This window comes from Microbacterium sp. AC132 (assembly GCF_979258525.1).
On sequence record NZ_OZ409862.1, the window covers coordinates 1771349 to 1795277 of the forward strand.

At 67.8% G+C, this 23929-nt stretch carries 26 protein-coding genes and 1 tRNA gene; 18 read left to right on the plus strand and 9 right to left on the minus strand.

From position 1 onward, the window contains the following. Positions 1-44 precede the first annotated feature (44 nt). The 3 genes from ACZZZQ_RS08400 to ACZZZQ_RS08410 all read left to right on the plus strand — a co-directional run bounded on the left by ACZZZQ_RS08400 (position 45) and on the right by ACZZZQ_RS08410 (position 1481). On the plus strand, positions 45-257 hold the full coding sequence (locus tag ACZZZQ_RS08400) for a hypothetical protein (RefSeq protein ID WP_053098096.1): 213 nt from the start codon (positions 45-47) through the stop codon (positions 255-257). Positions 258-356: 99 nt separating this feature from the next. Further along, the gene (locus ACZZZQ_RS08405; protein ID WP_053098095.1) at positions 357-530 is read left to right on the plus strand and encodes a CsbD family protein; all 174 of its coding nucleotides are present in this window, start codon (positions 357-359) and stop codon (positions 528-530) included. A gap of 87 nt (positions 531-617) precedes the next feature. Further along, positions 618-1481, plus strand: a complete 864-nt coding sequence (locus tag ACZZZQ_RS08410; protein WP_463507323.1) for a hypothetical protein — start codon at positions 618-620, stop codon at positions 1479-1481. 14 nt (positions 1482-1495) lie between these two features. Here the strand turns inward: ACZZZQ_RS08410 and ACZZZQ_RS08415 are convergent, their stop codons facing one another. Next, positions 1496-2143, minus strand: coding sequence for a TetR/AcrR family transcriptional regulator (locus ACZZZQ_RS08415; RefSeq protein ID WP_400339129.1), 648 nt, complete (start codon positions 2141-2143; stop codon positions 1496-1498). A gap of 255 nt (positions 2144-2398) precedes the next feature. Between ACZZZQ_RS08415 and ACZZZQ_RS08420 the strand changes: the two genes are divergently transcribed. The 5 genes from ACZZZQ_RS08420 (at position 2399) to ACZZZQ_RS08440 (ending at position 9576) form a co-directional block, all read left to right on the plus strand. Then, positions 2399-4261 carry a glycoside hydrolase family 2 TIM barrel-domain containing protein gene (locus ACZZZQ_RS08420; RefSeq protein ID WP_463507325.1) on the plus strand — a complete coding sequence of 621 codons (1863 nt, stop codon included), beginning with the start codon at positions 2399-2401 and terminating at the stop codon, positions 4259-4261. Then, positions 4228-4824 (plus strand): DUF4982 domain-containing protein, encoded by a 597-nt coding sequence (locus ACZZZQ_RS08425; protein WP_463507326.1) that lies wholly within the window; start codon positions 4228-4230, stop codon positions 4822-4824. Before ACZZZQ_RS08420 ends, ACZZZQ_RS08425 begins: the two co-directional genes overlap by 34 nt. Positions 4825-4887: 63 nt before the next feature. Next, positions 4888-6246 carry an MFS transporter gene (locus ACZZZQ_RS08430; RefSeq protein ID WP_400339123.1) on the plus strand — a complete coding sequence of 453 codons (1359 nt, stop codon included), beginning with the start codon at positions 4888-4890 and terminating at the stop codon, positions 6244-6246. Between the two features lie 28 nt (positions 6247-6274). Next, positions 6275-7519: a glycoside hydrolase family 1 protein gene (locus tag ACZZZQ_RS08435; RefSeq protein ID WP_463507327.1), complete on the plus strand. Its 1245-nt coding sequence runs from the start codon at positions 6275-6277 to the stop codon at positions 7517-7519. Then, a complete protein-coding gene (locus tag ACZZZQ_RS08440; RefSeq protein WP_463507328.1) occupies positions 7519-9576 on the plus strand; it encodes a hypothetical protein in 2058 nt (685 codons plus the stop codon). Before ACZZZQ_RS08435 ends, ACZZZQ_RS08440 begins: the two co-directional genes overlap by 1 nt. Before the next feature lie 120 nt (positions 9577-9696). On the opposite strand, the gene ACZZZQ_RS08445 is transcribed toward ACZZZQ_RS08440, so the two are convergent. Then, on the minus strand, positions 9697-10401 hold the full coding sequence (locus ACZZZQ_RS08445) for a winged helix-turn-helix transcriptional regulator (protein ID WP_463507329.1): 705 nt from the start codon (positions 10399-10401) through the stop codon (positions 9697-9699). A gap of 90 nt (positions 10402-10491) precedes the next feature. On the opposite strand from ACZZZQ_RS08445, the gene ACZZZQ_RS08450 reads away from it, so the two are divergent. Further along, positions 10492-11322: a class I SAM-dependent methyltransferase gene (locus ACZZZQ_RS08450; protein WP_463507330.1), complete on the plus strand. Its 831-nt coding sequence runs from the start codon at positions 10492-10494 to the stop codon at positions 11320-11322. A gap of 75 nt (positions 11323-11397) precedes the next feature. On the opposite strand, the gene hxlA is transcribed toward ACZZZQ_RS08450, so the two are convergent. Both hxlA and hxlB read right to left on the minus strand, forming a co-directional pair. After that, on the minus strand, positions 11398-12021 hold the full coding sequence (hxlA, locus tag ACZZZQ_RS08455) for a 3-hexulose-6-phosphate synthase (protein ID WP_053098088.1): 624 nt from the start codon (positions 12019-12021) through the stop codon (positions 11398-11400). A 46-nt stretch (positions 12022-12067) separates the two neighbouring features. Continuing rightward, positions 12068-12649, minus strand: a complete 582-nt coding sequence (hxlB, locus tag ACZZZQ_RS08460; protein ID WP_463507331.1) for a 6-phospho-3-hexuloisomerase — start codon at positions 12647-12649, stop codon at positions 12068-12070. Between the two features lie 94 nt (positions 12650-12743). Here hxlB and ACZZZQ_RS08465 point away from each other — a divergent pair, with 94 nt between their 5' ends. Both ACZZZQ_RS08465 and ACZZZQ_RS08470 read left to right on the plus strand, forming a co-directional pair. Further along, the gene (locus ACZZZQ_RS08465) at positions 12744-13571 is read left to right on the plus strand and encodes a helix-turn-helix transcriptional regulator (RefSeq protein ID WP_053099285.1); all 828 of its coding nucleotides are present in this window, start codon (positions 12744-12746) and stop codon (positions 13569-13571) included. 102 nt (positions 13572-13673) lie between these two features. After that, positions 13674-13991 carry a DUF2277 domain-containing protein gene (locus tag ACZZZQ_RS08470; protein WP_053098085.1) on the plus strand — a complete coding sequence of 106 codons (318 nt, stop codon included), beginning with the start codon at positions 13674-13676 and terminating at the stop codon, positions 13989-13991. 7 nt (positions 13992-13998) lie between these two features. Here ACZZZQ_RS08470 and ACZZZQ_RS08475 read toward each other — a convergent pair whose 3' ends face one another. Then, positions 13999-14601, minus strand: a complete 603-nt coding sequence (locus ACZZZQ_RS08475) for a TetR/AcrR family transcriptional regulator (RefSeq protein ID WP_463507332.1) — start codon at positions 14599-14601, stop codon at positions 13999-14001. 94 nt (positions 14602-14695) lie between these two features. On the opposite strand from ACZZZQ_RS08475, the gene ACZZZQ_RS08480 reads away from it, so the two are divergent. The 5 genes from ACZZZQ_RS08480 to ACZZZQ_RS08500 all read left to right on the plus strand — a co-directional run bounded on the left by ACZZZQ_RS08480 (position 14696) and on the right by ACZZZQ_RS08500 (position 18354). After that, complete coding sequence (locus ACZZZQ_RS08480) at positions 14696-15322, plus strand: stage II sporulation protein M (RefSeq protein ID WP_157557453.1); 627 nt, start codon at positions 14696-14698, stop codon at positions 15320-15322. A 122-nt stretch (positions 15323-15444) separates the two neighbouring features. Next, the gene (locus ACZZZQ_RS08485; protein WP_053098083.1) at positions 15445-16272 is read left to right on the plus strand and encodes a DUF4397 domain-containing protein; all 828 of its coding nucleotides are present in this window, start codon (positions 15445-15447) and stop codon (positions 16270-16272) included. Continuing rightward, complete coding sequence (locus ACZZZQ_RS08490) at positions 16272-16937, plus strand: class F sortase (protein WP_232224496.1); 666 nt, start codon at positions 16272-16274, stop codon at positions 16935-16937. The genes ACZZZQ_RS08485 and ACZZZQ_RS08490 overlap by 1 nt, the downstream gene beginning before the upstream one ends. Positions 16938-16970: 33 nt before the next feature. Further along, entirely contained in the window at positions 16971-17531 is a 561-nt protein-coding gene (locus ACZZZQ_RS08495) for an RNA polymerase sigma factor (protein WP_150115128.1), read from the plus strand. Then, entirely contained in the window at positions 17515-18354 is an 840-nt protein-coding gene (locus ACZZZQ_RS08500) for an anti-sigma factor (RefSeq protein WP_463507333.1), read from the plus strand. Before ACZZZQ_RS08495 ends, ACZZZQ_RS08500 begins: the two co-directional genes overlap by 17 nt. Before the next feature lie 36 nt (positions 18355-18390). Here ACZZZQ_RS08500 and ACZZZQ_RS08505 read toward each other — a convergent pair whose 3' ends face one another. The 3 genes from ACZZZQ_RS08505 to ACZZZQ_RS08515 all read right to left on the minus strand — a co-directional run bounded on the left by ACZZZQ_RS08505 (position 18391) and on the right by ACZZZQ_RS08515 (position 21829). After that, positions 18391-19314, minus strand: a complete 924-nt coding sequence (locus ACZZZQ_RS08505; protein WP_463507334.1) for a DUF1295 domain-containing protein — start codon at positions 19312-19314, stop codon at positions 18391-18393. Between the two features lie 17 nt (positions 19315-19331). Continuing rightward, positions 19332-21161 (minus strand): AMP-dependent synthetase/ligase, encoded by a 1830-nt coding sequence (locus tag ACZZZQ_RS08510; protein ID WP_463507335.1) that lies wholly within the window; start codon positions 21159-21161, stop codon positions 19332-19334. Positions 21162-21313: 152 nt separating this feature from the next. Further along, on the minus strand, positions 21314-21829 hold the full coding sequence (locus ACZZZQ_RS08515) for a TetR/AcrR family transcriptional regulator (protein WP_187249261.1): 516 nt from the start codon (positions 21827-21829) through the stop codon (positions 21314-21316). A 126-nt stretch (positions 21830-21955) separates the two neighbouring features. On the opposite strand from ACZZZQ_RS08515, the gene ACZZZQ_RS08520 reads away from it, so the two are divergent. After that, the gene (locus tag ACZZZQ_RS08520) at positions 21956-23095 is read left to right on the plus strand and encodes a zinc-binding alcohol dehydrogenase family protein (protein ID WP_463507336.1); all 1140 of its coding nucleotides are present in this window, start codon (positions 21956-21958) and stop codon (positions 23093-23095) included. A gap of 63 nt (positions 23096-23158) precedes the next feature. On the opposite strand, the gene ACZZZQ_RS08525 is transcribed toward ACZZZQ_RS08520, so the two are convergent. Then, a tRNA-Gly gene (locus ACZZZQ_RS08525) sits at positions 23159-23229 on the minus strand. Between the two features lie 93 nt (positions 23230-23322). Between ACZZZQ_RS08525 and dcd the strand changes: the two genes are divergently transcribed. Next, a complete protein-coding gene (dcd, locus tag ACZZZQ_RS08530) occupies positions 23323-23928 on the plus strand; it encodes a dCTP deaminase (RefSeq protein ID WP_042536862.1) in 606 nt (201 codons plus the stop codon). Position 23929: the final 1 nt, after the last annotated feature.

The following is a 23929-nucleotide window of genomic DNA, read 5'->3' on the forward strand; positions in this document are numbered from 1 at the left end:
ACCTCGGACCTCGCCCCCACCACCCCAGGAAGCAGGACAGCACCATGCGAAACAAGATCCTCCTCATCGGCGCCATCGCCTTCGTCGCCTACGTCGTGGGCAGTCGGGCAGCGACCGTGCAGGTGAACAAGGGCGAGTCCGTGCGGCACCAGCTGGTGCGCATGTGGAACGACCCGAAGGCGAAGAAGGAACGCGCCAAGGCGGCCAAGAAGGCGGCGAAGGCGGCCGAGAAGGCACTCGACAAGGTCCGCCGCTGACACCCCTCCACAGACTTATCGTCGGTCGCGACACGCAACGGCGATAAGACGTCGGGAATCCTCCCGCCGTCACGATCACCCTCACGAAAGGAGCTCCTCATGGGACTCGATGACAAGATCAAGAACGCCGCTCAGGACATCGCCGGCAAGGCGAAGGAAGCGATCGGCAACGCGACCGACAACGACAAGCTCGCCGCCGAAGGCAAGGCCGACCAGGTCAAGGCCGACGCGAAGAAGGCCGGCGAGAACGTCAAGGACGCATTCAAGAAGTAAGACCCCCGGCGCGGGCGGATGGAGCGGTGTCACGCTCCATCCGCCCGTTGCTGTGCGCGGCGAGGATGCCGTGAGACGATGCCGGGGATGGATGCTGCCGCTGATGACGAGCTTCGCGAGCTATGGGCTCGTGCCTACGGTCCGCGTGCTGACATCGCGAGCGACCCGTCCGCGGTCCGCCGACTCGAGGAGCTCGAATCCTCGCGCAGCGCGGCGTCGACCGGGGGCGCGGCGGGATCCCAGGCCGCTGGCGCCGCATCCGTTGTGGCCTCCGTCGCCGACTCGGAGCGCGCCGAGCTGCGGGTCGTGCATCCCTCGGCCGATGCATCGCGCGAGAGCGGTGACCTGCTCGACCGACTGGACGACGACTCCACGTGGGACGAATCGGTCGCACCCGCGGCCCCGCACGGGGTGACCGGGTGGCCGGGGCGCCTGGCGAGGTGGCGAGCACCGCTGTGGGTGGCCTCCGTGGCGGCGTCGGCCGCGCTCGCGGCGTCGATCGCCTACGCCTTCGCCGTGGTCCCGCCCGTGTCGTCGTCTGCGGGTGCGCCGCAGATCGAGACGCTCGAGCTCACGAGATCCGGAATGATCGCGCCGGGGTGGTTCGGCGCGGAGAAGGATGCGGCATCGGCCGAGTTCTCCGGCCTGACGGTCTTCCTGACGCCCGGGTGGTACGCCGACTCGGGAGAGCGTTCGTCGGAGAACGTCTGTCTCAATGTCGTCAGGAACGACCAGCTGCCCGATGTGCGTGACTTCACCGAGACGTCCTGGAGTTTCGAGGGCCAACGGTACGTGGCGTGCGGCGTGGGTGCATTCCCGCCGACCGTCGCGGTGCCGTTCGACTCCGAGACCCCCGACGAGCTCGCCGAGCGCTTCCCGTCAGGCGTAGCGCTGCAGTTCGTGCTCGACGGCGACCATGTCGGAGTCTTCCTCGACAGCGGCGAGGAGTAGATCCCGACGCGCCGTCAGTGTGCGGCGGTGTCAGGCTCTCGACGGGCGTCCCGGGCGGTCGGGAAAGCGGGGATCACGCTCCGGAGATACGCCCGCAGCACTCGGTCGATGTCCGTGTTGTCGCGGTTATAGAGCCATTGGATCTGCAGCCCGTCCATCAGTGCGAGATAGGTCGACGCAAGGGTGTCGGAGTCCTCGTCCGACCTGAGTTCCCCGTCGCCGCGCACCTCGTCGAACGCGCGGGCGAGATACTGCCGGAGGCGGTCGTACTGCAGGCGATGATGCTCGTGCGCCGGATGCTCGGTCGCCGTGGCATCCGCGCGCAGCAGGCTGTACAGCTGGATGAGGCCTGGGCGGTCGGCGTTCTGGGTCGAGACTTCGAGCACGGCGGCCAGTGAGTCGATCCCTCGGGTGTCGCGGATGCGCTCGGCGTCCTCGTCCTGGCGCTGGTCCAGCACTTCGGTGAGAAGCTCCTCCTTGCTTCGGAAGTGGTGTCCGAGACCGCGGCGGCTGATGCCGGCACGGTCCGCGATGTCATTGAGAGAGGTGGCGAAGTAGCCGACCTGTGCGAAGCCCTGCATCCCCGCCTCGAGGATCCGCTGACGCACGGCTGCGCTCTTCGCGTAGGGGCCGCGGCCCCCGTGTGTGGCGTCGTTCGTCATGTCTTCTCCTGACCGCTCCGGTCCTCTCGACGACGTCCCGGGCACCTTCGAGAGTACTTCGAATGAAATTACCCACCTGTGGCGTATTTCGTGCTATCTTCATGAAAACCGCCATGCCTGGGTATTTTGGCGGACGTCAAGGAGGATGCTGTGCTGTCAGAGTCGATCGCAAGAGACGTTGTCGAGAGTCGTGAGGACCGGCGAGCGTCGACGGGTCGCTTCCTCTTCACCGACGGCTGGGCATATCGCAGCAAAGTGACCGCCTTCCAGGAGCTCGGCGGCAGCTCGGCATCCGAATGGACTTCGGTGCACCTCCCGCATGACGCGCTCATCGCGCAGGAGCGCCGCGCGGACGCGCCGCGAGGAGAGACCAGCGGGTACTTTCCCGGTGGAGCGTTCGAGTATCGGAGGACGCTCGAGGTTGCTGCCGAGCTCGCTGGCCGTCTGATGCGGCTCGAGTTCGACGGCGTGTACCGCGATGCAGCCGTCTACGTGAACGGTCACCTCGCCGGACAGCGGGCGTTCGGCTACTCCCGTTTCTCGGTGCGGATCGACCCGTTCCTGGTCTTCGGGGCCGAGAACGAGATCCGAGTGGAGTGTCGTACCCACCTCGACAGTCGCTGGTATGCAGGAGCGGGCATCTACCGTGATGTGCATCTCGTCGTGAAGGACGCGGTGCACATCGTGCGTGACGAGTTGAGAGTGAGCACGCCGAGTGTCGACACCGACAGCGCTGTGGTCGAGATCGCCGCCGTCGTGGAGAACAGCGGTGCGTTGACGCGGACGTACCGCCTTGAGGTCGACGTCGTCGGGACATCGGGCGAGATCGCCGCAGCGGGAAGCTCGCCCGTGACTCTGCTGCCCGGCAGTCGCGCGACCGTTCGGCGGCGGCTGTTCCTCGAGGATCCGGCGCTGTGGAGCGTCGACGCGCCGAACCTCCACGACGTGCTGATCACGTTGCGCGACCCCGTGGACGAGCGCGTGGTCGACGAGGAGAACGCGGTCGTCGGCATCCGATCACTGCAGCTGGATCCCCGCCATGGCCTCCGCATCAACGGCGAGGTCGTGAAGCTGCGCGGCGCCTGCATCCATCTCGACAACGGCCCGCTCGGCGCGGTGTCGATGCGCGCCGCGGAGGAACGGAAGATCGCCCGCCTGAAAGAGGCGGGGTTCAACGCGATCCGCAGCTCGCACTGCCCGATGAGCACCGCGCTGCTCGAAGCCTGCGACCGACTCGGGATGCTGGTGATGGATGAGACGTTCGACGTCTGGACATCGGCCAAGAGCGACTACGACTACTCGTTCGACTTCCCCGAGTGGTGGGAGCGCGACATCGAGGCGTTGGTCGCGAAGGACTTCAACCACCCGAGCGTGATCTTCTATTCGATCGGCAACGAGATCCCTGAGACCGGAACGCCGATTGGCTCGACCTGGGGCCGCCGACTCGCGGAGAAGGTGCGGTCGCTGGACTCGACGAGATTCGTGACCAACGGCATCAATCCGTTCGTGGCGATGCTCGACACGATCGTGCCGCAGATGAAGGCGCGTCGCGAGGCGAGTGCGCCTGAGACGGCGGGCGGGGTCAACACGATGATGGCGGGGTTCGGCCAGATGATGGGTCATATCCAGTCTTCCGATGCGGCGACCGAGCGCACGGAGGAGTCGTTCGCGGTGCTCGACGCTGCGGGCATGAACTACTCCGACGCCAGATACGTCCAAGACCGCGAGCGCTTCCCTGACCGGATCATCGTGGGCACCGAGACGTGGCCCAGTTCGATCGCCGGCAATTGGGATCTCGTACAGGCCGACCCGCGAGTCATCGGGGACTTCACCTGGACCGGCTGGGACTACCTGGGCGAGACGGGTCTCGGCACCGTTCGGTACCTGCCTTCCGCCGAGGCGGGCGACACCGCCCCGACATCGGGCTTCTCGGGGGATTCCCCGAACTCACGGCCTGGTGTGGCGACATCGACATCATCGGCACGCGGCGTCCGGTTTCCTACTTCCGCGAGACGGTCTTCGGCCTGCGGTCTGAACCGTATATCGCCGTCGAACGACCCGCCGTCCACGGTGTCCCGGTCGCCGTGGCAACGCCCTGGTCGTGGACCGATTCGCTGAACAGCTGGTCCTGGGCCGGATTCGAGGGGCGCCCGGTGCAGGTCGAGGTGTACAGCGACGCAGACGAGGTCGAGCTCCTGCTCGACGGGGCCGTGATCGGCCGCAGTCGGGTGGGAGACCCCGCGCCGTTTCGTGCCGCCTTCACGACGACGTACAACCCGGGAACGCTCGAAGCGGTCGCGTATACCGACGGAGTCGAGACGGGAAGAAGCATGCTTCGCAGCGCGTCGAGCGATCTGCGGCTCTCGGTCGATGTCGAGCGTGCTGTGCTCCGCCACGACGGCACCGATCTCGGCTTCATCGAGGTGGCACTCACGGATGCGACCGGAGCGGTGCACGCCGCCCGCGATCAGGCCGTGACAGTCACCGTCGAGGGCGCGGCCATGCTGCAGGCTCTCGGCAGCGGCGCACCGGCAACCCGGGAGACCTTCTCGGCCGACACGCATGACACCTTCGACGGGCGCGCACTCGCCATCATCCGTCCGATCGGCACCGGAGACATCACAGTCACTGTCTCGTCCGAGTTCGCGAATCCAGTGAGCGTCGCCCTGACGGCATCCTGACCGACCCCGCACCTTCACCAGACACCCGCACACACGCCACGCACGCCAGACAAAGGAGTCACCATGAGCACCGACGACCACACCGCACCGGGGACCACCCCTGTGACCGCAGGAGTCAGCGACCCGCTGCTGAACGCAGCGACCGTCCCCGAGGAGCCGGTCTTCACCGAGACAGGCACCCTCATCGTGCGCGAGAGGGTGAGCAGAGCCTTCATCGCCCTCCTCGCACTCGGCCTGTTCGGCACCTACCTCGCATTCGTCACCCCGATCGCCATCTCGCTCGCTCTGCGGGTCAACGTCCTCGCGCCCGAAAACCCGGAGTACCTCGGTCTGCTGCTCGGCATCGGCTCGCTCGCCGCGCTGCTGGTCGGGCCGCTGGGTGGGCAGCTGAGCGACCGCACAAGATCACGCTTCGGGCGCCGCCGTCCCTGGCTCATCGGCGGTGTACTGCTCGGACTCGTCGGTCTCACCGTGATGGCTCTCGGCCCGAACGTCCTCGTGCTGGGTCTCGGGTGGATCATCGCCCAGATCGGTCTGAGCCAGGCCGCCAACCTCTTCACGACGATTCAAGCCGACAAGCTGCCCGAGTCGCAGCGAGGACGCGTCGCCGCGATCACCGGGTTCGTGACGATGGTCGCGCCTGTGGTCGGTGCGGTGGTCGGCGGTCGATTCGCCACTCAGCCGTTCCTCCTCTTCCTCGTCCCCGGTGCCGTCGCGCTCGTCTTCGTCTTCGTCTTCGTGCTGTTCTACAAGGACGCCGACAGTCGTTCGCTGACCTTCGACGGACCCCTCTCGGTGAAGGGCGTGCTCTCGGGGTACGTCTTCAACCCGAAGCGCTACCCCGACTTCGCCTGGAACTGGTTGGGCCGCTTCCTGTTCTTCTTCGGGCTCACGCTCAACACGACCTACACGGCTTACTTCTTCGCACAGCGCCTGGACATTCCCGTCATCGAGATCGGCGACACCGTCGCGACCGTCGGCCTGATCGGCATCCTGGGCACCATCGTGGGAGTCTTCGCCGGTGGGTTCCTGTCTGACAGGCTTCGTCGTCGTAAGCCGTTCGTCCTGGGCTCCGCGATCCTGTTCGGGATCGGAGCCATTGTCATGGTCCTCGCGCCCGACTTCACGCTGCTCATCATCGGCTCGCTGCTGACGAACCTGAGCATCGGGGTCTTCTCGGCGGTGGATCAGGCGCTGTTCCTCGACGTGCTTCCCGAAAGGGACACCGAAGCGGGTCGCTTCGTCAACATCACGCAGTTCGCCACCACCATCCCCCAGGCGCTGGCGCCACTCGTCGCGTCCGGTGTCCTGACGCTGATCGCCACGGAGGGAGGACCGAACTATTCGGTGCTCTATGTGGCTGCAGCCGTGCTCGTCGTGATCGGTGGATTCGTCATCCTCCGCGTCAAGTCCGTCCGCTGAATCGCTATACGCACAAAGGATCTCCGAGATGACCGACACCTCCTCCGCGTTCCTCTGGGGTGCGGCGACTGCGCCGCACCAGGTCGAGGGCAACAACGTCAACAGCGACTGGTGGCTCTATGAGCAGCTGATGCCGCACTTCGGCCTGAGCGGCGACGCGGTCGACAGCTATCACCGGTATGAAGAAGACATGCGGCTGTTGGCGGATGCCGGTCTCACCGCCTACCGCTTCGGCATCGAATGGTCGAGGGTCGAACCGATCGCGGGAGAGTACTCACGAGCGGCGCTGGCACATTACCGCCGCATGATCGACACCGCACAAGGGCTCGGTCTCACGCCCGTCGTCACCCTTCACCACTTCACGAGTCCGCGCTGGTTCGTCGAAGAGGGCGGGTGGCTGGGGGACACCGCCATCGACCGGTTCGCGGCCTATGTGACCCGGGTCGTGGAGATCCTCGACGGCGTCGACTGGGTGTGCACGATCAACGAGCCCAACATGCTCGCCCTGATGGTGCTGATGTCGCGATCGATCAACCCGGACGCCGTACCGTCGTTCATCACCCCCACGGTGCAGCCGGGCGAAGGGTTCGTGCTTCCCCGTCCGTCTCTCCACGTCGGTGAACGGCTCGTCGAGGCTCACCTCGCTGCGCGCGCCGTGCTGAAGGAGCGCACCAGCGCCCGGGTCGGATGGACGCTGGCGAATCTCAATCTGTGGGCGAAGCCCGAGAACGAGGTGTACCTCGAGGCCGAGCGTCACGCACGGGAGGATCTCTATCTCCGAGCGGCGCGCGACGATGACTTCATCGGTGTGCAGGCCTACTCGACGCAGGAGATCGATGCGCAGGGATTCGTGGCGGCGGAGCCGGGACCGGAGAACACGCTGGTCGGAACCTACTACCGTCCGGATGCTCTCGAATCGGCCGTGCGGCACGCCTGGGAAGTGACCGGCGGCGTGCCGATTCTTGTGACCGAGAACGGGCTGGCTACGGCCGACGACGATCGTCGAATCGCATACACGACAGGGGCGCTCCGCGGACTGGCCACCGCGATCGATGACGGTATCGATGTGCGCGGTTATCTGCACTGGTCTCTGCTCGACAACTTCGAATGGGGCCACTGGGAGCCGACGTTCGGTCTCATCTCCGTCGATCGAGAGACTTTCACGCGCACACCGAAACCGAGTCTGGCGTGGTTGGGCGAAGTCGCCGCGAGCGATGGGGGCGCGATCGGCATCGGTTTCCCTCGGGCGCGCCTGGCGGAGGGAGCGCGCTGATGGGCGTCGCGATCAACCGGCGCGAGGTCGTGAGCCGTCACGACGTCACCGTCAGCACGCCCGACCCCGAGCACGTTCTCACGGTCGGCAACGGCGACTTCGCCTACACCGCCGACATCACGGGCATGCAGACGTTCACGGCGTTCCACGATCAGTCCCTGGCGGTCAGGGAGGGCCGAGTCGCGGTCAACACGGCGACGATGAGCTCCTGGGGATGGCACGAGATGCCCAACCCCGAGGGTTTTGTCCTCGACGACGCGATGTCCGAGCACCTCACCCGCCGAGGAGCTGTGCGTTACCCCGACCGCCACGACATGGAAGGTGCGATGCGCGGCCAGGTCGCTGACGAGAACCGGGCCGGCGCTTGGTTGAACGCGAACCCGCAGCGGCTGGATCTCGGTCGCATCGGCTTCGCGTTCGACGACCCGGCAACGGGCCCTGAGGCGCTGCGGGACACGCGGCAGACGCTCGACCTGTGGTCGGGGGTTATCCGCTCGGCATTCGTCTTCGACGGGCAACCCGTATCCGTTCAGACGGTGTCGGCCCCCGACGAGTCGCTCGTGGCCTTCCGCATCCACTCTCCGCTGATGGGCGACGGACGGCTGAGGGTCGCGCTGCGTTTCCCCTACGCACATCCGGGGTTCTTCCAGACCTCCGACTGGTCCTCGCCGGAGCGCCACGAGTCCGCCCTCGAGTCGACTGATCTCGGTGCCCGGATCATCCGCACCCTCGATGACACGGCCTATGGGGTCGAACTCGGTTTCACCGGTGGCAGCATCAGTCGGATCGCAGCTCATGCGTTCGAGCTGCGATCCGACGGCGACGATCTCGACCTCATCGTCCGCTTCACCGAGGAGAGCGCCCGAGAACTGCCCACCTTCGACGAGGTGGCCTCGGCCTCGGCGCTCTCGTGGGAGCGCTTCTGGAACTCGGGCGCCGCGGTCGACTTCGCCGGAACGGACGATGCTCGCGCTGCAGAACTCGAACGCCGGATCGTGCTCTCGCAGTACCTCACAGCCGTGAACTCCGCTGGAGTGATGCCGCCGTCGGAGACCGGACTCATCACCAACTCCTGGTCGGGCAAGTCACATCTGGAAATGCACTTCTGGCACGCCGCGCACTTCGCGACCTGGGGTCGCCCCGAGCTGCTCGAACGCAGCCTCGGGTGGTATCGCGCTATCGCCGACCGGGCGCGGGCGACTGCCGACGGGCAGGGCTATCCGGGGATCCGTTGGCCCAAGCAGGTCGGCCCGGAGGGGAGGGAGAGCCCCGACCCGATCGGCTCTTTCCTCGTCTGGCAGCAGCCGCACGTGCTCTACCTGCTGGAGCTCGTGTGGAGAGCGTCGGACGCGGTGAAGCGCGCCGCGCTGATCGACGAGTTCGGCGATCTCGTCGTGGGCACTGCGGAGTTCATGGCCGCTTTCGCAGAAGAGCGTGGCGGCCGTTTCCACCTGCTCGCGCCGCTCATGCCGGCGCAGGAGTTCTATGACGTGACCACCACCGAAGATCCCACGTACGAGCTCGCGTACTGGTGGTGGGGGCTGGAGATCGCCCAGCGGTGGCGCGAGCGTGCGGGTGAACCTCGACGAGAGGACTGGTCCGCCGTGCAGAACGGACTGACAACGCCTCATGTCGAGAACGGGCGCTACACGGCCATCGCCACCGCGCCGTACCTTCGTCGCGACGATCATCCGTCGTTGCTGGCCGCGTTCGGAGTGCTGCCATCGACGCCTGTGATCGACCCGAGCATCATGCGCGCGACGCTCGACGACGTCCTGCGCACATGGGAGTGGCCGTCGGCGTGGGGGTGGGACTTCCCGGTGCTCGCCATGACCGCCTCCCGGCTCGGATTGGCCGACGTCGCCATCGATGCGCTGATGCGCGACGAGGTGAAGAACCGATTCACCGCGGTCGGGCACAACAGTCAGATGGGTTCGATCCTCCCGATCTACCTGCCAGGCAACGGCTCGCTTCTCGCCGCCGTCTCGATGCTCGCCACGCACGGGTTCCCACGGACGTGGACCGTCGCCACCGAAGGCTTCTCTCCATGGCCGTGAATGACAGCATCCGTCCCGGTGAGGTCTGGCTCGACACGACGGGTGCGCTGATCCAGGCCCACGGCGGTTCGGTGCTCGACGAGAACGGCACGTTCTACTGACACGGCGAGACCAACGCCCTCAGGCGCTCGCGCCCGCCACCACCGGCGCGCCCACCCGCGGCACCGCGGCATATCCCGGGCGGATGAACCACGACGGCAGCGCTCGCCGCAGGTCGCTCGGGCCGGTCGCGGTGGCGTCTTCGGCGAGCAGCAGCGTCGTCCATTCGATGTCCCCGCGCCAGAACCGGGTCAGCGCTCGGAGCGTGCAGCGCACCTCGACCGACACGTCGTACCCGGGGTCGGCGTCGCACACGTCGGCCTCGCCGTCGTGGATCACCAGCCACCACCGGCGCTGCGCCGGACTCGCGTCCGTGAAATGCAGTGCGATCACCGTGCGCGCATCGGGGACGGTGCCGTGATCGACGTTGCGGTGCATGTCCCACAGCAGCAGCTTGGGGTCGAGGTCGGCGTCTCCGAGCTCGCCGATCCAGCGCACACCCCACGCCGAGAGCTGTTCGACGACCGGACGCAATTCGGCACCCGCGACGGTGAGCACGTAGCGGACGTCGGCACCCTGGGTGATCCGCTCGATGAGGCCGGCACGCTGCAGCTGGTCGAGTCGATGGGACAGCAGCGTCGGCGACATGCGGGGGAGGCCGCGGCGCAGCTCGTTGAAGTGCTCGGTGCCGAGCAGAAGCTCACGCAGCAGGAGCATCGTCCACCGCTCGTCCAGCAGCTCCATCGCCTTGGCGACGGGGCAGAACTGATAGTAGGGGGCGCCCACGGACCTCACGATAGACCCGGTACAGATCGGATACTAGAGCGGTCTGCGCGGGGTTCGTAGCGTGAGGATCACAAGGCAGAGGAGCCCACCATGAACACCACCACCGACCTCCAGGCCGACGCCGACCGCGCGCTGAAGGCGAAGCACAGAGTCGTCTGGGCGCTCGGCGACTATTCGGCCGTCGCGCGCGAAGTGATCCCCGAACTCGGTCGGGTGCTCGTCGCCGAGAGCCGCATCGGGCCGGGCGATCGCGTGCTCGACGTCGCCGCCGGCACCGGCAACGCGTCGATCGAAGCTGCGCGCACCGGCGCATCCGTGGTCGCGAGCGACCTCACGCCCGAGCTGCTCGAGATCGGCAGGCAGGATGCTGCACGGCAGGGCGTCGAACTCGCCTTCGAGGAGGCGGATGCCGAGGCGCTGCCCTATGCGGACGACTCGTTCGATGCCGTGCTCTCGTGCGTCGGCGTCATGTTCGCGCCGCATCACGAGGTGGCGGCCGGCGAGCTGACGCGGGTGGTGCGCGCCGATGGACGGCTGGCGTTGATCAACTGGACGCCGGAGGGGTTCGTCGGACAGTTGTTCGCCACGCTGAAGAAGTTCGTCCCCGCGCCGCCTGCCGGTGTGCAGCCGCCGCCGCTCTGGGGTGACGAGGAGCACGTGCGCGCCCTCCTCGGAGACCGCGTGGCCGAGCTGTCGACGCAGCGTCGGCAGCTGTCGGTCGACAGGTTCGCGTCGGGTGCGGATTTCCGGGACTTCTTCCGGGACTTCTACGGCCCGACCGCGGCGGCGTACCGAGGTATCGGCGACGACCAACAGCGGCGAGCAGAGCTGGATGATGCGCTCGCCGACCTCGGCGACCGCTACCTCGAAGACGGTCGAATGGACTGGGAGTACCTGCTCGTGACGGCCCGCGTCGTCTAGAGCGGCGCCGTCGGGGCGTTCGACGCACGAAGGGGCCGACCGGGCATCGCCGGTCGGCCCCTCTCTGTGCGGTCGTCAGCTGATCGCGGCGCGCAACTCGGCGGCGGCGTCTCCGACGTTCTCGGCGCTGTAGATCGCGCTGCCCGCGACGGCGACCTGCGCCCCGGATGCCTGGACGGCGGCGATGCTCGAGGCGTTGACGCCGCCCGCGACGGAGAAGGCGACGCCGGATGCGGTGCCGTCGGTGAGCAGGCTGTCGAGCGAGTAGCCGTCCTGCGCCTGCTCGTCGAGACCCGCGTGCATCTCGACGAACTCGGCACCGAGGCCGATGACCTGCTGCGCGCGGGCGGGCTTGTCGGCGACGCCGATCAGATCCACGACGATGCCCTTGCCGTGCTTCTTCGCGGCCTTCACCGCGCCGGTGATCGTGCTGTCGTCGGCCACGCCGAGCACCGTCACGAGATCCGCACCCGCGCCGAAGGCGATGTCGGCCTCGAGTTCACCGGCATCCATGGTCTTGAGGTCGGCGAAGATCACCTTGTCGGGGTGGGCGCTCTTCAGGGCGGTGATCGCCGAGAGGCCTTCGCTCTTGATCAGCGGGGTGCCGAGCTCGAGGATGTCGACGTGCGCGGCCGCGGCGGCGGCGAGCTCGAGGGCCTTCTCGGTGCTGAGCGTGTCGATGGCGAACTGCAGTTTCATGGGTGTTCCGTTCGTTCTGCGGGGTGGATGGTGGGGCGGCAGCCGCTCATTCGAGGTTCGCGTGGCGCGGCCAGAGGTCGTCGGCGCTGGTGCCCTGGCGCTGCCAGAGGGCGTGGAAGAGCCCGTCGCCGATGACGACGACCGCCTGCTCGAACAGGCTCGCCGCGTACTGGTGCGAGGCGTCGGCCGTGCGGTCCAGCTTCTGGGCGGCAGGCACCCGCACGACGACGTCGGCGAGCTCTGACAGGGGCGACGTCGCTGCGGTCGTGAGCGCGCCGATGCGCGCCCCGACCGACGAGGCGCGCTGCGCGGCTCGCACGATCGATTCCGTCGTTCCCGACCCGCTCGCCGTCAGCAGCAGGTCATCGGCCTCGATTGCCGGAGTGGTGGTGTCGCCCACCACATGCACGTCGAGTCCCAGGTGCATGAGGCGCATCGCGGTCATTCGCAGGGCGAGCCCTGAGCGGCCGGCTCCGAGCACGAAGACGCGCCGGGCCTCGACGACGAGGTCTGCCAGATCGATGAGCTGATGCGCGTTCGCGACGCTCGTGCGCTCCGCGACGCGGAGCAGCTCGTTGGCGATGAGGGAGATGGCGGCGCCGGGCGACATCGTGGCGGTGAGAGGCATGTCTCCACTCTTGCGATCGCGCGACCTTCGGGCGCTCCCGCCTCGGGACCGTTCCACCTACCCGAAGGGAGAGGGGCGAATAGAGTAGGTGATCATGAGCATCGAAGAGCATGCTGGGCCGGCGGGATCACGCCGACTGGCCGCAGACCACGCGCTCGCCCTCGCCGAGCAGCGGGACCGCTACGCCCTCACCCTCGAATCCCTGCTCGCGACGCTGCGCTCGCAGCGGCTCGACGACCGGGCGGCACGCACGATCGCGGTCGATGTCGCGGCCGGTGCACTGGTCGGACTGCGGACGCACAACGATGAGCAGGGAGCAGGACTCGAGCCGGTGACGGGCGCCTTCGAGCGTCTGCGCGGCGATCTGCGCCCGCTCGTGCGATACAGCGAACTCGACGTGCAGTTCGTCGAGCCCCCGGCCAACGGTCGCGCGCTCCCCGGGGTGATCGCCCACTCGGCGCGCTCGATCGTGAGAAGCACCGTGCTGGCGATCGTCGACCGCGGAGAGACGCGACGCGTGCGCATCCAATGGGACTGCGACGGATTGAACCTGCTGATCGCGATCCGCGACGACGGCCGAGGAGACCTGACGACGCACGACGACGCACTTCGCCCGATCGCCGAGCAGGTCTCTGCGCTGTCAGGCGACCTGTCGGTGGCCTCGACACCCGGATGGGGGTCGGAGGTCGGCATCCGCCTTCCTCTCGATCCACCGGCCGAGCCGGGCGATCTGCCGGATGCGATCGACGCCAGCCCGCGAGAGCGCGATGTGCTGCGACTGGTGTCGGCGGGGCGCCGCAACCGCGAGATAGCCGAGACGCTGAACGTGAGCGAGAACACGGTGAAGTTCCACGTGTCGAACCTGCTGCGCAAATCCGGGGCGGCGTCACGCGCCGAGCTCGCGGCCATCGTGCGCGGCTGACCACCCCTTCGGGTGGGGCTGTGCCTGCTCGGAAGGATAGGTGGGGAAGTCGTCGGTCCGATGCCTCTTGACTCCGGCGCTCAGCGCTCTACCCTGGCAGGCATGTGCCGCAACATCGTTCCTCTGAACAACCTCGCCCCGCCGGCCACCGATGACGAATGCCATGAGGCCGCAGTGCAGTTCGTGCGCAAGATCTCGGGTGCGAACGCCCCCTCCCGCGCCAACAGGGAGGTGTTCGACCGTGCTGTCGCTGAGATCGAGAAGTCGGTGCGACATCTGCTCGATGACCTCGTCACGACCGCACCCCCGAAGGACCGCGACGAGCAGCGCGAGAAGCGACAGGCTCGCTCAGCCGAGCGGTACGAGGCGATCCGGGTCTTCCAAGAGGCCAAGCGCGCGGCGAAGGCGGCGGCGGACTGAGCCCTCGCTAGTCGTCGCGGAACACGGCATCGACCGCCATCGCGAGCGTGTTCGTCTCGGATCCGAGGATCGACTCGTCCGAGGGGAGCGCCCGTTCGAGGGCCAGGCCGGCGAGGACGGAGTTGAGGAAACGCGCGCGCGTGGCGTTGTCTCCGGCCGGGAGTGAGCCTTCGTCTTCGAGGACGGACAGCCAGTGCTCGACCCTGCGCTGCCCTTCGCGCTCGATGGCCAGGTAGGCATCACGGAGTTCGTCCGTGAGCTCGGGTTCGATGAAGGTCCGGTGCAGGATCGTGGCTGCCTCGCGTGCCTGCGCCCCGACGCCTGACGGAGCGAGCACCTGCCTCAGACATGCGAGGAGCCGCTCCTTCGCGGTCAGCGACTCATCGTGGATCGGGTCGTCCGGTGCGATCACCTCGTAGACCACGCGGAGGACCTCGTCGAGCAGCGCCCGCTGCGTCGGGAAATGGAAGCGCAACGACCCGGTGCTCACGCCAGCCCGCGCTGCGACCGCGCGGACGCTGAGCTTCGCGCCGCGTGATTCGCCGAACATCGTGAGTGCCGCGTGCAGGATGCGGTCCTTCGTCGGCAGCATGCTCGGGTCGGCGGTCATCATCCCATTCTCCACGACCCCCGGTGACACAGTGTGTTAGCGTGGCGTGCGTCCCTTACTAACACACCGTGTTAGTCCATCGACGGGAGCACCCATGACACTCATCCGCAGGCCTTTCCAGATCATCCGCTCGAACCTCCGCGTCTACGCGCTTCTCAATGCGCTCGCCTACGGCACCTTCGCGATCGGCTTCATCCTCGGGCTGCTCTTCCCCGACCTGGTCGCCGGCCGCGCCCAGGCGCTGGAGGACGACGGCACAGCGAGCCTCGTCACCTCTCTGCTCAGCAGTCCCTGGCTCTTCGCGCTGACGATCCTGGCGGTCAACACCCTGCGGCTCGGCGCCCTCACGATCCTGCTGCCCTCGCTCGTCGTGCCGTTCCTCGGACTCGCGACGTTCGCGGTCTGGTCGGTGACGACCGGAGTGACCCTCGTGCCGACGACGCCGGAGGGGTGGGTCGCGCTGATCCCGCATTCGCTGACTCTCGTGATCGAGCTGCAGGCCTACATCCTTCTGCTGCTGGGCGCGTTCCTGCTGGGCCGGTACTGGGTTCGCCCACAGGCGATCGGTGCGCGGAATCGACGCGCGGCCTACCTGCGCGGACTCCAGCACATCGGCTGGCTGAGCCTGCCCGCCCTCGCGCTGCTCATCATCGGGGCGCTCTACGAGGCCTTCTCGCTGCTCTACTTCGTGTACCCGTTGCAGCAGTGGCTGCTCGGATAGCCGGAACGGACATCGACACGGCGATCTGAGAAATCTTCATCCAGGTGCATCCAAACCCGGCGCTCCCGGAGAACAACTCCTATGAAGGGCCGCACAGGGCGGTCCGGGTACAGGAGGAACAGATGCGCAAGACAGTCGCCGCCGGCCTCGCCGTCGGAATGATCACCGCTCTCGGCCTGGCCATGCCGGCCGGCGCCGCCACCACCCAGGCCGCACAGCTCTCGGTGCTGCATGCGATCCCCGACACCCCCGTCGACGTGTACGTGAACGGCGAGCTCACCCTCGACGACTTCGCGCCGGGAGACCTCGCCGGACCGCTCGAGCTGCCCGCCGGTTCGTACGAGGTGGCGCTCACCGCTCCCGATGCCGCCGACGCCAGCGCGCCCATCCTCGGCCCGGCGACCCTTGCTCTCGAAGCGGGCGGGAACTACACCGCCGTGGCCCACCTGACCGAAGCGGGCGAACCCGGCCTCAACCTCTTCACCAACGACATCTCGCAGACGGCTCCCGGCCAGGGGCGACTCACCGTGCGTCACACCGCCGCGGCGCCCGCGGTCGACATCCTCGCGGGCGGATCGCCCGTGATCGAGAACCTCACGAACCCGAACGAGGCCAAGCTCGACCTCCCCGCGGGCACCGTGTCGGCCGCCGTCGCTCTGACCGGCACGACCGACCCGGTCATCGGTCCGGCAGACGTCGCGATCGAAGAGGGCGTCAACACGATCGTCTACGCGTGGGGCAGTGCCGAAGACGGCAACCTCGCGATCGCCGCTCAGACGATCTCGGGACTCCACTCGAACCCCGACGGAGTGCCCTCCGGCACCGCGGGCTACCTCGCTGAGCAGGATGCCTCGGCGAACGCCCTCCTCTCGGCGGGTCTCGTCGCCCTCGCGATCGCGACCGCCGTGGGTGCGGGCCTGATCGTCCGTCGCCGCCAGACGGTGCGCTGATGCTCCGAGGCACGCTGCGGACGGCCCGTCTGCGCCGCGTCATCATGACGTTCGGCGCCCTGGTCACCGCGGCGTGCCTCGTGGCATGCACACCGGGAGGGGCGGGCGCGGATCTCCCTCCTTCCACGGAGTCGCCCCCCACGACTCCATCGCCCGTCCCTCCCACTCCCGCGAGAGACGTCGCCGTGCGGCCGGGTGCTCTCCCCACCCCGACCGCATCCGTCGCTCCCGTGGGTCTGGCCATCCCGTCGCTCGCCATCGACATGCCGGTGACGGACGTCGGGGTGGCCGACTCCGGACAGATGGAACTGCCCGTCGACCCGGCCATCGCCGGCTGGTATCGATACGGAGCGGATGCCACGAGCACGAGCGGCCGGATTCTGATCGCAGCGCACGTCGACGCGATCGATTATCCGATCGGACCGCTCGCTCGCCTGCGGGACGTGCCCGCCGGCGAGACCATCCTCATCACGGCGGCCGACGGCACCAGCCGCGAGTTCGTGGTGCAGTCGCTGACCTACTACGAGAAGGCGGCACTGCCGACCGACGAGCTCTTCCAGCGTGGTGGCCCCTCGGCCCTTGTGCTGGTCACGTGCGGCGGACCTTTCGACAGCCAGACCGGGCACTACCGCGATAACGTGGTCGCGGTGGCGGTCCCGCGATGAGGCGGGGTGATCACCATGGAGAGGAGACTCCGGGTGGATGAGACCACCGAAGCCGAAGCGGCGCTCGACAGGCGCTTCGTCGCGGGCGACGAGCAGGCGCTCGCGGAGCTCTACCGGCGGTGGTCGCCGGTCGTCTTCACCCTGGCGCTGCGCTCGCTCGGCGATCGGGGGGATGCCGAGGACGTCACCCAGCGCACCTTCGTGTCGGCGTGGAACTCGCGTGCCGGATACGACTCGTCGAAGGCGCGACTGTCGACCTGGCTGATCACGATCGCGCGGCGCCGGATCGCCGACACGTTCGAGGCGCGCGCCAAGGTGCAGCAGCTGCAGGCCGAGATGGAACGACTCACTCCGCCCGACGCCCTCGTCTCCGAATCGATCGATCTGTCCGAGACTCTGCTGCTCTCGAGCGAGCTCCAGCAGCTCGCGCCGGATGCACAGGCCGTCATGCGACTGGCCTTCTACGATGACCTGACCCACGAAGAGATCTCACGCAGAATGGGGATGCCGCTCGGCACCGTGAAGAGCCATATCCGCCGAAGCCTTGCCCGCATGCGCGACCGATTGGAGGTGAACCGTGTCACATCTCGATGACGAGAAGATCGCCCTGATCGCGATGGGCGAACCGGCCGGATCCGACGCCGACATGGAACACCTCGTCGAGTGCGAGAACTGTGCCGCCGAGGTCGCTGCGATGTCGCGGGTGGCGCTCGTGGCGCGCTCCAGCGTCGTCGAGGGCGACCTGGAATCCCCGCCCGCCGACGTCTGGTCGAGGATCCACGGCGAACTCGGGCTGACCTCGGCGGTTGCTGCCGACCCGGCATCCGACGTCCACCCGCCCGAATCGGAATCGGAGTCTGCATCGGCACCGGCTGCATCGGCACCGGTCTCGGCGGCCGGTCCGGCGACCGCGATTGAGGCGGATGCTGCGGAAGCGGCTGCGCCGCGACACCGGGCTCGTGTCCGTCCACGCCGCCGCTCGTCGGCCACCATGTGGATCCTCGCCGCCTCGATGGCGCTCGTCGTCGCGATCGGCGCCGGAGTATGGATCGCCCGCACCCTCACGCCCTCCTCTGCCGTGATCGCCTCGGCCGAGCTCGCCGCGTTCCCCGACCACCCCGATGCGGAGGGACAGGCCCGGATCGACGACGACGGCGACGGCCGGCGCACGTTGACAGTGACCCTCGACGGCGACGAGCTCGTCGCCGGCGACTACCGCGAGGTGTGGCTGATCCGCGAGGACGGACAGGCGCTGATCAGCCTCGGGGTGCTCGACGACTCGTCGGGCACGTTCCGCGTCCCCGACAGTGTGGACCTCGACGAGTACCGCCTGGTCGACATCTCCTTCGAGCCGGTCGACGGCGATCCTGCGCACTCGGGCGATTCGATCGTGCGCGGCGAGCTCGACTTCGCGTGAGAGGCGCTCGCGAGCGCCCCTCACGCGACGGCGCTCTTACGCCGCGTGCTCGCGGACCACGGGCCGCGTGAGCCGCGGGATCAGCGAGGGCGTGCTCTCGCGGTACTCGATGTAGTCGGCGCGGTCGCCCCACTTCTTCTCGGCGCGAGCCTCGAGCAGCGGGATGCCGCTCACGCGCGTGAGCAGCAGGATGACGAAGAGCGGCGAGAGGATCGCGACCCACTGCCATCCGGCGAGCACGGGCGCGGCGGTGAGGAAGACGCCGACCCAGATCACGATCTCGCCGAAGTAGTTGGGGTGGCGCGAACGCGACCACAGTCCGGTGCGGATGAACTCGTCCTTGTTCTTCGGGTCGGCGCGGAACGCCGACTTCTGCGCGTCGGCGACGATCTCGATGGTCATGCCGAGCAGCCACACGACGATGCCCACGACGGTCAGCCATCCGATGGGCGCTCGTGCCGCAGCATCCGTGCTGATCGCGATCCATGCCGCCGCCGCCGTGATCGACACCCACGCGCCCTGGATCACCCACACCTGCAGGAAGCGCACGGGCGAGCCCTTGATCTCGTCGAAGCGGCCGTCGGATCCGGCCTTGTGCACGCGCAGGGCGAGGAACGAACCGAGGCGCACGGCCCACAGGGTCACCATCGCCGCGAGGATCCAGCTGCGCGCATCGGGCATAGGCGTCAGCAGCACGAGAGCGATTGAGATGGCCAGGAAGGTGAGGCTGCCGGTGAGGTCGAAGAACCGCTCGGTGCGCAGGATCATCGCCGGGATGAACGCGAGGATCTGGATCGCGAAGGCCGCGGCGACGGCGATGGCGAACAGCGGGATGCCGCCGACGGTCGCGCCGCCCTGGCTGCCGGCGAGTGCGACGAGGGCGCCGATGACGAGGGCGACGATGATCGCGATCAGCGAGGACCGGGATGACTTCGGTGCGGAGGAAGTGGGGGAGGACATGGTGTTCTTTCCGGTTGTCAGAGGTAGAGGTCTTCGACGGTGAGGGCTGCGCGATGCAGCACGACGCTCCGCTTGAGCTTCATGGTCGGGGTGACGAGTCCGCGGTCGTCGAGGTCGGCGAACACGACGCTGAAACGGCGCACCTGCTCGCTGCGAGCGACGAGCGCGTTGGCGGCGTCGACGGTGCGCTGCAGGCGGGCGCGCAGCGTCGGCTCGGTCACGGCGCGGATGTCGGTCTCGGCGAGGAGAGGGATGCTGACGCCTTCGGATGCCGCCCAGGCCACGGTCTGCTCGGGGTCGAGCACGAGAAGCGCCGAGAGATACGGCTTCCCCTCGCCGACCATCACCGCGTGCGAGACCAGCGGATCCGCCTCGACGACGCTCTCCCAGCGGGTCGGCACGATCGTCTTGCCGTTCGACGTCACGATCACGTCCTTGAGGCGGCCGTCGAGGATCAACCTGCCCTGGTCGTCGAGGCGCCCGAGGTCGCCCGTCCGGAAGAATCCGTCGATGAAGGCGCCGTCGTCGTGCGCGGGGTTGCGGTAGCCGCTGAAGACGCCGAGCCCGCGGGCCAGCACCTCTCCTTCGTCGCTGATGCGCACCGTGAGTCCCGGAAGCGGCGAGCCGACGCTGCCCGACGCGATGCGACCGGGCAGGTTGCCGGTGAGGGGAGCGGTCGTCTCGGTCAGGCCGTAGCCCTCGATGACAGGGACGCCGATGCCGCGGAAGAAGAGCGAGAGTTCGGCGTCGAGCGCGGCTCCACCCGACAGGATGTATCCGACGCGCCCGCCCATCACGGTGCGGAGGCGGCGGTAGAAGAGAGCGTCGAAGACGCGGTGCCGCAGGCTGAGCCCGAGGTCTTTCGGGAGACGGCGGCCGGCGTCGATCCGTTCGGCGCGGTGGCCCCAGGAGACAGCCGTCGACCGGGCCTTGGCCCACACCGCCGAGAGCTTCTTCTTGGCGGCTTTGTCGGCCGCGGCGGCCTGGATCTTCTGCAGCACGCGCGGCACGACGACGAGGAACGTCGGGCGCAGTGTGTCGAGGGTCGCGACGACGGTCGACGGGTCGGACAGGTGCGCGATGCGCATCCCGCTGGCGAGGCAGATCAGCTGCAGGCCGCGCGCCAGCACGTGGGCGAGGGGCAGGAAGATGACGGTGTTGCCCTGCTCGTTCACGATCTCGCGGTAGGCGGCGGCGATGTTGAGCACCTGCCCGAGGAAGTTCCGGTGCGTGAGCACGACCCCCTTCGGCTCGCCCGTGGTGCCCGAGGTGTAGACGATGGTGGCGGGGTCGTCCTGCGTGGCGGACGCCCTGCGGGCCTCGAGCTCCTCGTCGGTGACGGCGGCGCCCCGCGCCACCAGATCGGAGAGCGTGCCGGACACTGCGGCATCCATCGTCCAGGCGCCGAGCGTGATCCGTTCCGTGTGGGTGAGTGCGGACTGCAGCAGCACCGCGTGCATCGAGGTGCCGCCGATGGCCAGACGCACATCCGCGTCCGCGATGATCGCGTTCACCTGCGTGGGCGAGGACGTCTCGTAGATCGGCACGACGACAGCGCCGGCGTACCAGGCGGCGAGGTCGGCGACGGCCCACTCGTAACGAGTCGGAGCCATGATCGCGATGGCATCACCGGCCCGCACGCCCTGGGCGATGAAGCCCTTGGCCAGAGCGCGCACCTGGGTGAGGAACTCCCGAGTCGTGATCGGGCGCCACGGGCCTCGAGCATCCGCGCCTTTGACCTCGAAGGCGACGTGATCGGGAGCTGCGGCTGCGCGTGCGACCAGCAGGTCGGTGACGTTGCGATACCCGTCGAGGTCGGCGAGCGGCGGGGTCGACGATTCGATCATCGGAACTCCTCTCGGGCGCGCGAGAACGGGCCCATCTGCTCCTGTTCGGAGCCCGGGAGGAATCGGATGGGGAAAGGCACTGCTGATGTCTCGGCCAGTCGACGTCTCGGCACTCTCCCGTCGGTGTCCAGCCGAATGCGGTGGGGGCGATGTCACCCGTTGATCCATCCCTGCATGTCGGTCCACACCGCAGTCAGGGCATCCTCGAGTGAGAGATCGGAGGGGCCCTCCAGCCATCGGTCCATCGCGAGGTCGAAACACGTCACGGCGAGGGCGGCCAGGGTATGTGCGTGCTCAGGGGCGATGCCGCGCTGGTTCAGTGACCGTTCGATGGCGCGCGCGAGGTAGTGACTGCGCAGAAGATCGCGTTCGTGCAGCGCGGGTTCGCTGCGGATGATGCTGCGTCGACGTGCGATCTGCTCCCGCCACTCCTGGAGGCCTCGGCATGCGGCCGCGAGGCCGGCTCGAACGGTGGCCGTCCCGCCGCGTTCTTGCGGGATGGACTCCATGAAGTCGCTCACCGCTTGGGGGAACTCGCGATCTCGGAGGAACAGCACATCGCGTTTGTCCGAGAAGTGGCGGAAGAACGTCCGCGTGGTCAGTCCCGCCGCCTCGGCGATCTGGGGAACCGTGGTTCCCGAGTACCCCTGGTCGGTGAACAGGTTCATCGCTGCAGCTTCCAACCGCAGTGCAGCATCCGGTGACCATCGAGGCATACAGCAATGATGACACGAACTGTCGTAAGCTCAGTTATGATGACACGAGATGTCATCGGATTCGGAGAGCGGAAGAAAATGAGCGACAACACTGCGGCGTGGATCGATTCCGCCTATGCGGACCTGACGATTCGAGATGCCCCGATGCCGAAGCCAGGGGCAGGGCAGCTCGTGCTCGAGGTGCATGCGGTGGCGGTGAATCCGCTCGATGCGATCATCCAGTCCAACGGCACTGTCATGTACGGATGGTTGCGCTACCCGGTGATCCTCGGGGAGGACGTCGCGGGCGTGGTCGTCGAGACCGGAGCGGGCGTGGACGACTTCGTCGTCGGAGACCGCGTCGTGGCGTATGCGATGGGCTTGGAGAAGGGTCGGGATGCCGTCTCCGAGAGCGGCTTCCAGACCTACGTCGCGGTCGATGCGAGCCTGGCCGCCGCTCTGCCGGCCACCACAGCTTTCGAGGATGCCGCCGTCCTGCCGCTGGCGGTGTCCACTGCGGCGGCCGGTCTGTTCGAGAAGGAGCAGCTGGGACTGGACTGCTCCCGACTCGGAGACTCGGCGCATCGCGATGAGGTCGTCGTGATCTGGGGCGGCGCGACAGCCGTCGGAGGCAATGCGATCCAACTCGCCCGAGCGGCCGGTTATCGCGTCATCACGACGGCCTCTGCGAAGAACCACGACCGGATGAGGCGGCTGGGCGCAGAAGCCGCCTTCGACTATCGCGACCCGGAAGCGGCGAATCGGATCGTCGAAGCGGTCGGCGGCTCCGCGGTGGCGGGGATCCTCGCCGTCGCGGTGGGATCGGCCGAGCCCTGTCTGAGGATCGCCCGCGCCACCGGTGCCACGCGGATCGCGATGGCGAGCCCTCCCGTCTCGTTCTACGAACAACCCCGCCGTGGCGGTCTCTCTCTCGCCCGCATCCGTCTCTTCCTGACGCTCGGAACGAAGACCGCCCTCCTGCAGGTGCGCAGTCGCGCTCGCGGCATCAGGGCATCATTCATCTGGGGGAGCGCCATCGCCACGTCTCCCGTGGGTCCGGCCGTCTGGGGCGGGTATCTCCCTGCCGCTCTCGCTTCGGGCAGCCACCACCTCTACCCGGAGGCCCACATCGCAGGACACGGGCTTTCGGCCATCCAAGAAGCCATCGACACCCTTCGCCGTGGCGTATCGGCACGGAAACTCGTCATCACCCTCGACCACCCACCGACGAATCCGTGATGGATCCATGAGGAGGAGCCGGAGTGCGTCGCGGGAACAGCGAGCGGGGCGTCACATATACGGAGGGGCTGACGGGAATCGAACCCGCGCTATCTGCTTGGGAAGCAGAAGTTCTGCCATTGAACTACAGCCCCGTACCCGCATCCGAGGAGCGGGTGAACGCAAGCCTACCCGCACGATCCGTCATGGCCAAAGTGTCGGCCGCGTGTGCCAACTAGGCTGGGGCCGTGCTTCTCAGCGACCGCGACATCAGAGCAGAACTCGCCTCCGGCCACATCGGTCTGGATCCGCACGAGCCGGAGATGATCCAGCCGTCGAGCATCGACGTGCGGCTGGACCGCTACTTCCGTCTCTTCGACAATCACAAGTACCCGTTCATCGACCCGTCGGTCGATCAGCCGGAACTCACTCGGCTGATCGAGGTCGACCCCGACGAGCCGTTCATCCTGCACCCCGGTGAGTTCGCGCTCGGTGCCACGTTCGAGCAGGTCTCCCTGGCCGATGACATCGCGGCTCGCCTCGAGGGCAAGTCGTCGCTCGGTCGCCTGGGGCTGATCACGCACTCGACCGCCGGCTTCATCGACCCCGGGTTCACGGGGCACGTGACGCTCGAGCTCGCGAATGTCGCGACGCTGCCGATCAAGCTGTGGCCCGGAATGAAGATCGGTCAGCTGTGCTTCTTCCGGCTGACGTCGCCGGCCGAGAACCCGTACGGTTCGGGCCCGTACGGCAACCGCTACCAGGGGCAGCGCGGGCCGACCGCATCCCGCTCGTTCCAGAACTTCCACAAGACGGACGTCGGCACGACCGACGTCGGAGCCGTAGGGGGCTGAG

Bases quoted from the DNA above. Each gene is read 5' to 3' on its own strand.
- ACZZZQ_RS08400 (WP_053098096.1), top strand. From the start codon at position 45: ATGCGAAACAAGATCCTCCTCATCGGCGCCATCGCCTTCGTCGCCTAC.
- ACZZZQ_RS08405 (WP_053098095.1), top strand. From the start codon at position 357: ATGGGACTCGATGACAAGATCAAGAACGCCGCTCAGGACATCGCCGGC.
- ACZZZQ_RS08410 (WP_463507323.1), top strand. From the start codon at position 618: ATGGATGCTGCCGCTGATGACGAGCTTCGCGAGCTATGGGCTCGTGCC.
- ACZZZQ_RS08415 (WP_400339129.1), bottom strand. From the start codon at position 2,143: ATGACGAACGACGCCACACACGGGGGCCGCGGCCCCTACGCGAAGAGC.
- ACZZZQ_RS08430 (WP_400339123.1), top strand. From the start codon at position 4,888: ATGAGCACCGACGACCACACCGCACCGGGGACCACCCCTGTGACCGCA.
- ACZZZQ_RS08435 (WP_463507327.1), top strand. From the start codon at position 6,275: ATGACCGACACCTCCTCCGCGTTCCTCTGGGGTGCGGCGACTGCGCCG.
- ACZZZQ_RS08440 (WP_463507328.1), top strand. From the start codon at position 7,519: ATGGGCGTCGCGATCAACCGGCGCGAGGTCGTGAGCCGTCACGACGTC.
- ACZZZQ_RS08450 (WP_463507330.1), top strand. From the start codon at position 10,492: ATGAACACCACCACCGACCTCCAGGCCGACGCCGACCGCGCGCTGAAG.
- hxlA (WP_053098088.1), bottom strand. From the start codon at position 12,021: ATGAAACTGCAGTTCGCCATCGACACGCTCAGCACCGAGAAGGCCCTC.
- hxlB (WP_463507331.1), bottom strand. From the start codon at position 12,649: ATGCCTCTCACCGCCACGATGTCGCCCGGCGCCGCCATCTCCCTCATC.
- ACZZZQ_RS08465 (WP_053099285.1), top strand. From the start codon at position 12,744: ATGAGCATCGAAGAGCATGCTGGGCCGGCGGGATCACGCCGACTGGCC.
- ACZZZQ_RS08470 (WP_053098085.1), top strand. From the start codon at position 13,674: ATGTGCCGCAACATCGTTCCTCTGAACAACCTCGCCCCGCCGGCCACC.
- ACZZZQ_RS08475 (WP_463507332.1), bottom strand. From the start codon at position 14,601: ATGACCGCCGACCCGAGCATGCTGCCGACGAAGGACCGCATCCTGCAC.
- ACZZZQ_RS08480 (WP_157557453.1), top strand. From the start codon at position 14,696: ATGACACTCATCCGCAGGCCTTTCCAGATCATCCGCTCGAACCTCCGC.
- ACZZZQ_RS08485 (WP_053098083.1), top strand. From the start codon at position 15,445: ATGCGCAAGACAGTCGCCGCCGGCCTCGCCGTCGGAATGATCACCGCT.
- ACZZZQ_RS08490 (WP_232224496.1), top strand. From the start codon at position 16,272: ATGCTCCGAGGCACGCTGCGGACGGCCCGTCTGCGCCGCGTCATCATG.
- ACZZZQ_RS08505 (WP_463507334.1), bottom strand. From the start codon at position 19,314: ATGTCCTCCCCCACTTCCTCCGCACCGAAGTCATCCCGGTCCTCGCTG.
- ACZZZQ_RS08510 (WP_463507335.1), bottom strand. From the start codon at position 21,161: ATGATCGAATCGTCGACCCCGCCGCTCGCCGACCTCGACGGGTATCGC.
- ACZZZQ_RS08515 (WP_187249261.1), bottom strand. From the start codon at position 21,829: ATGAACCTGTTCACCGACCAGGGGTACTCGGGAACCACGGTTCCCCAG.
- ACZZZQ_RS08520 (WP_463507336.1), top strand. From the start codon at position 21,956: ATGAGCGACAACACTGCGGCGTGGATCGATTCCGCCTATGCGGACCTG.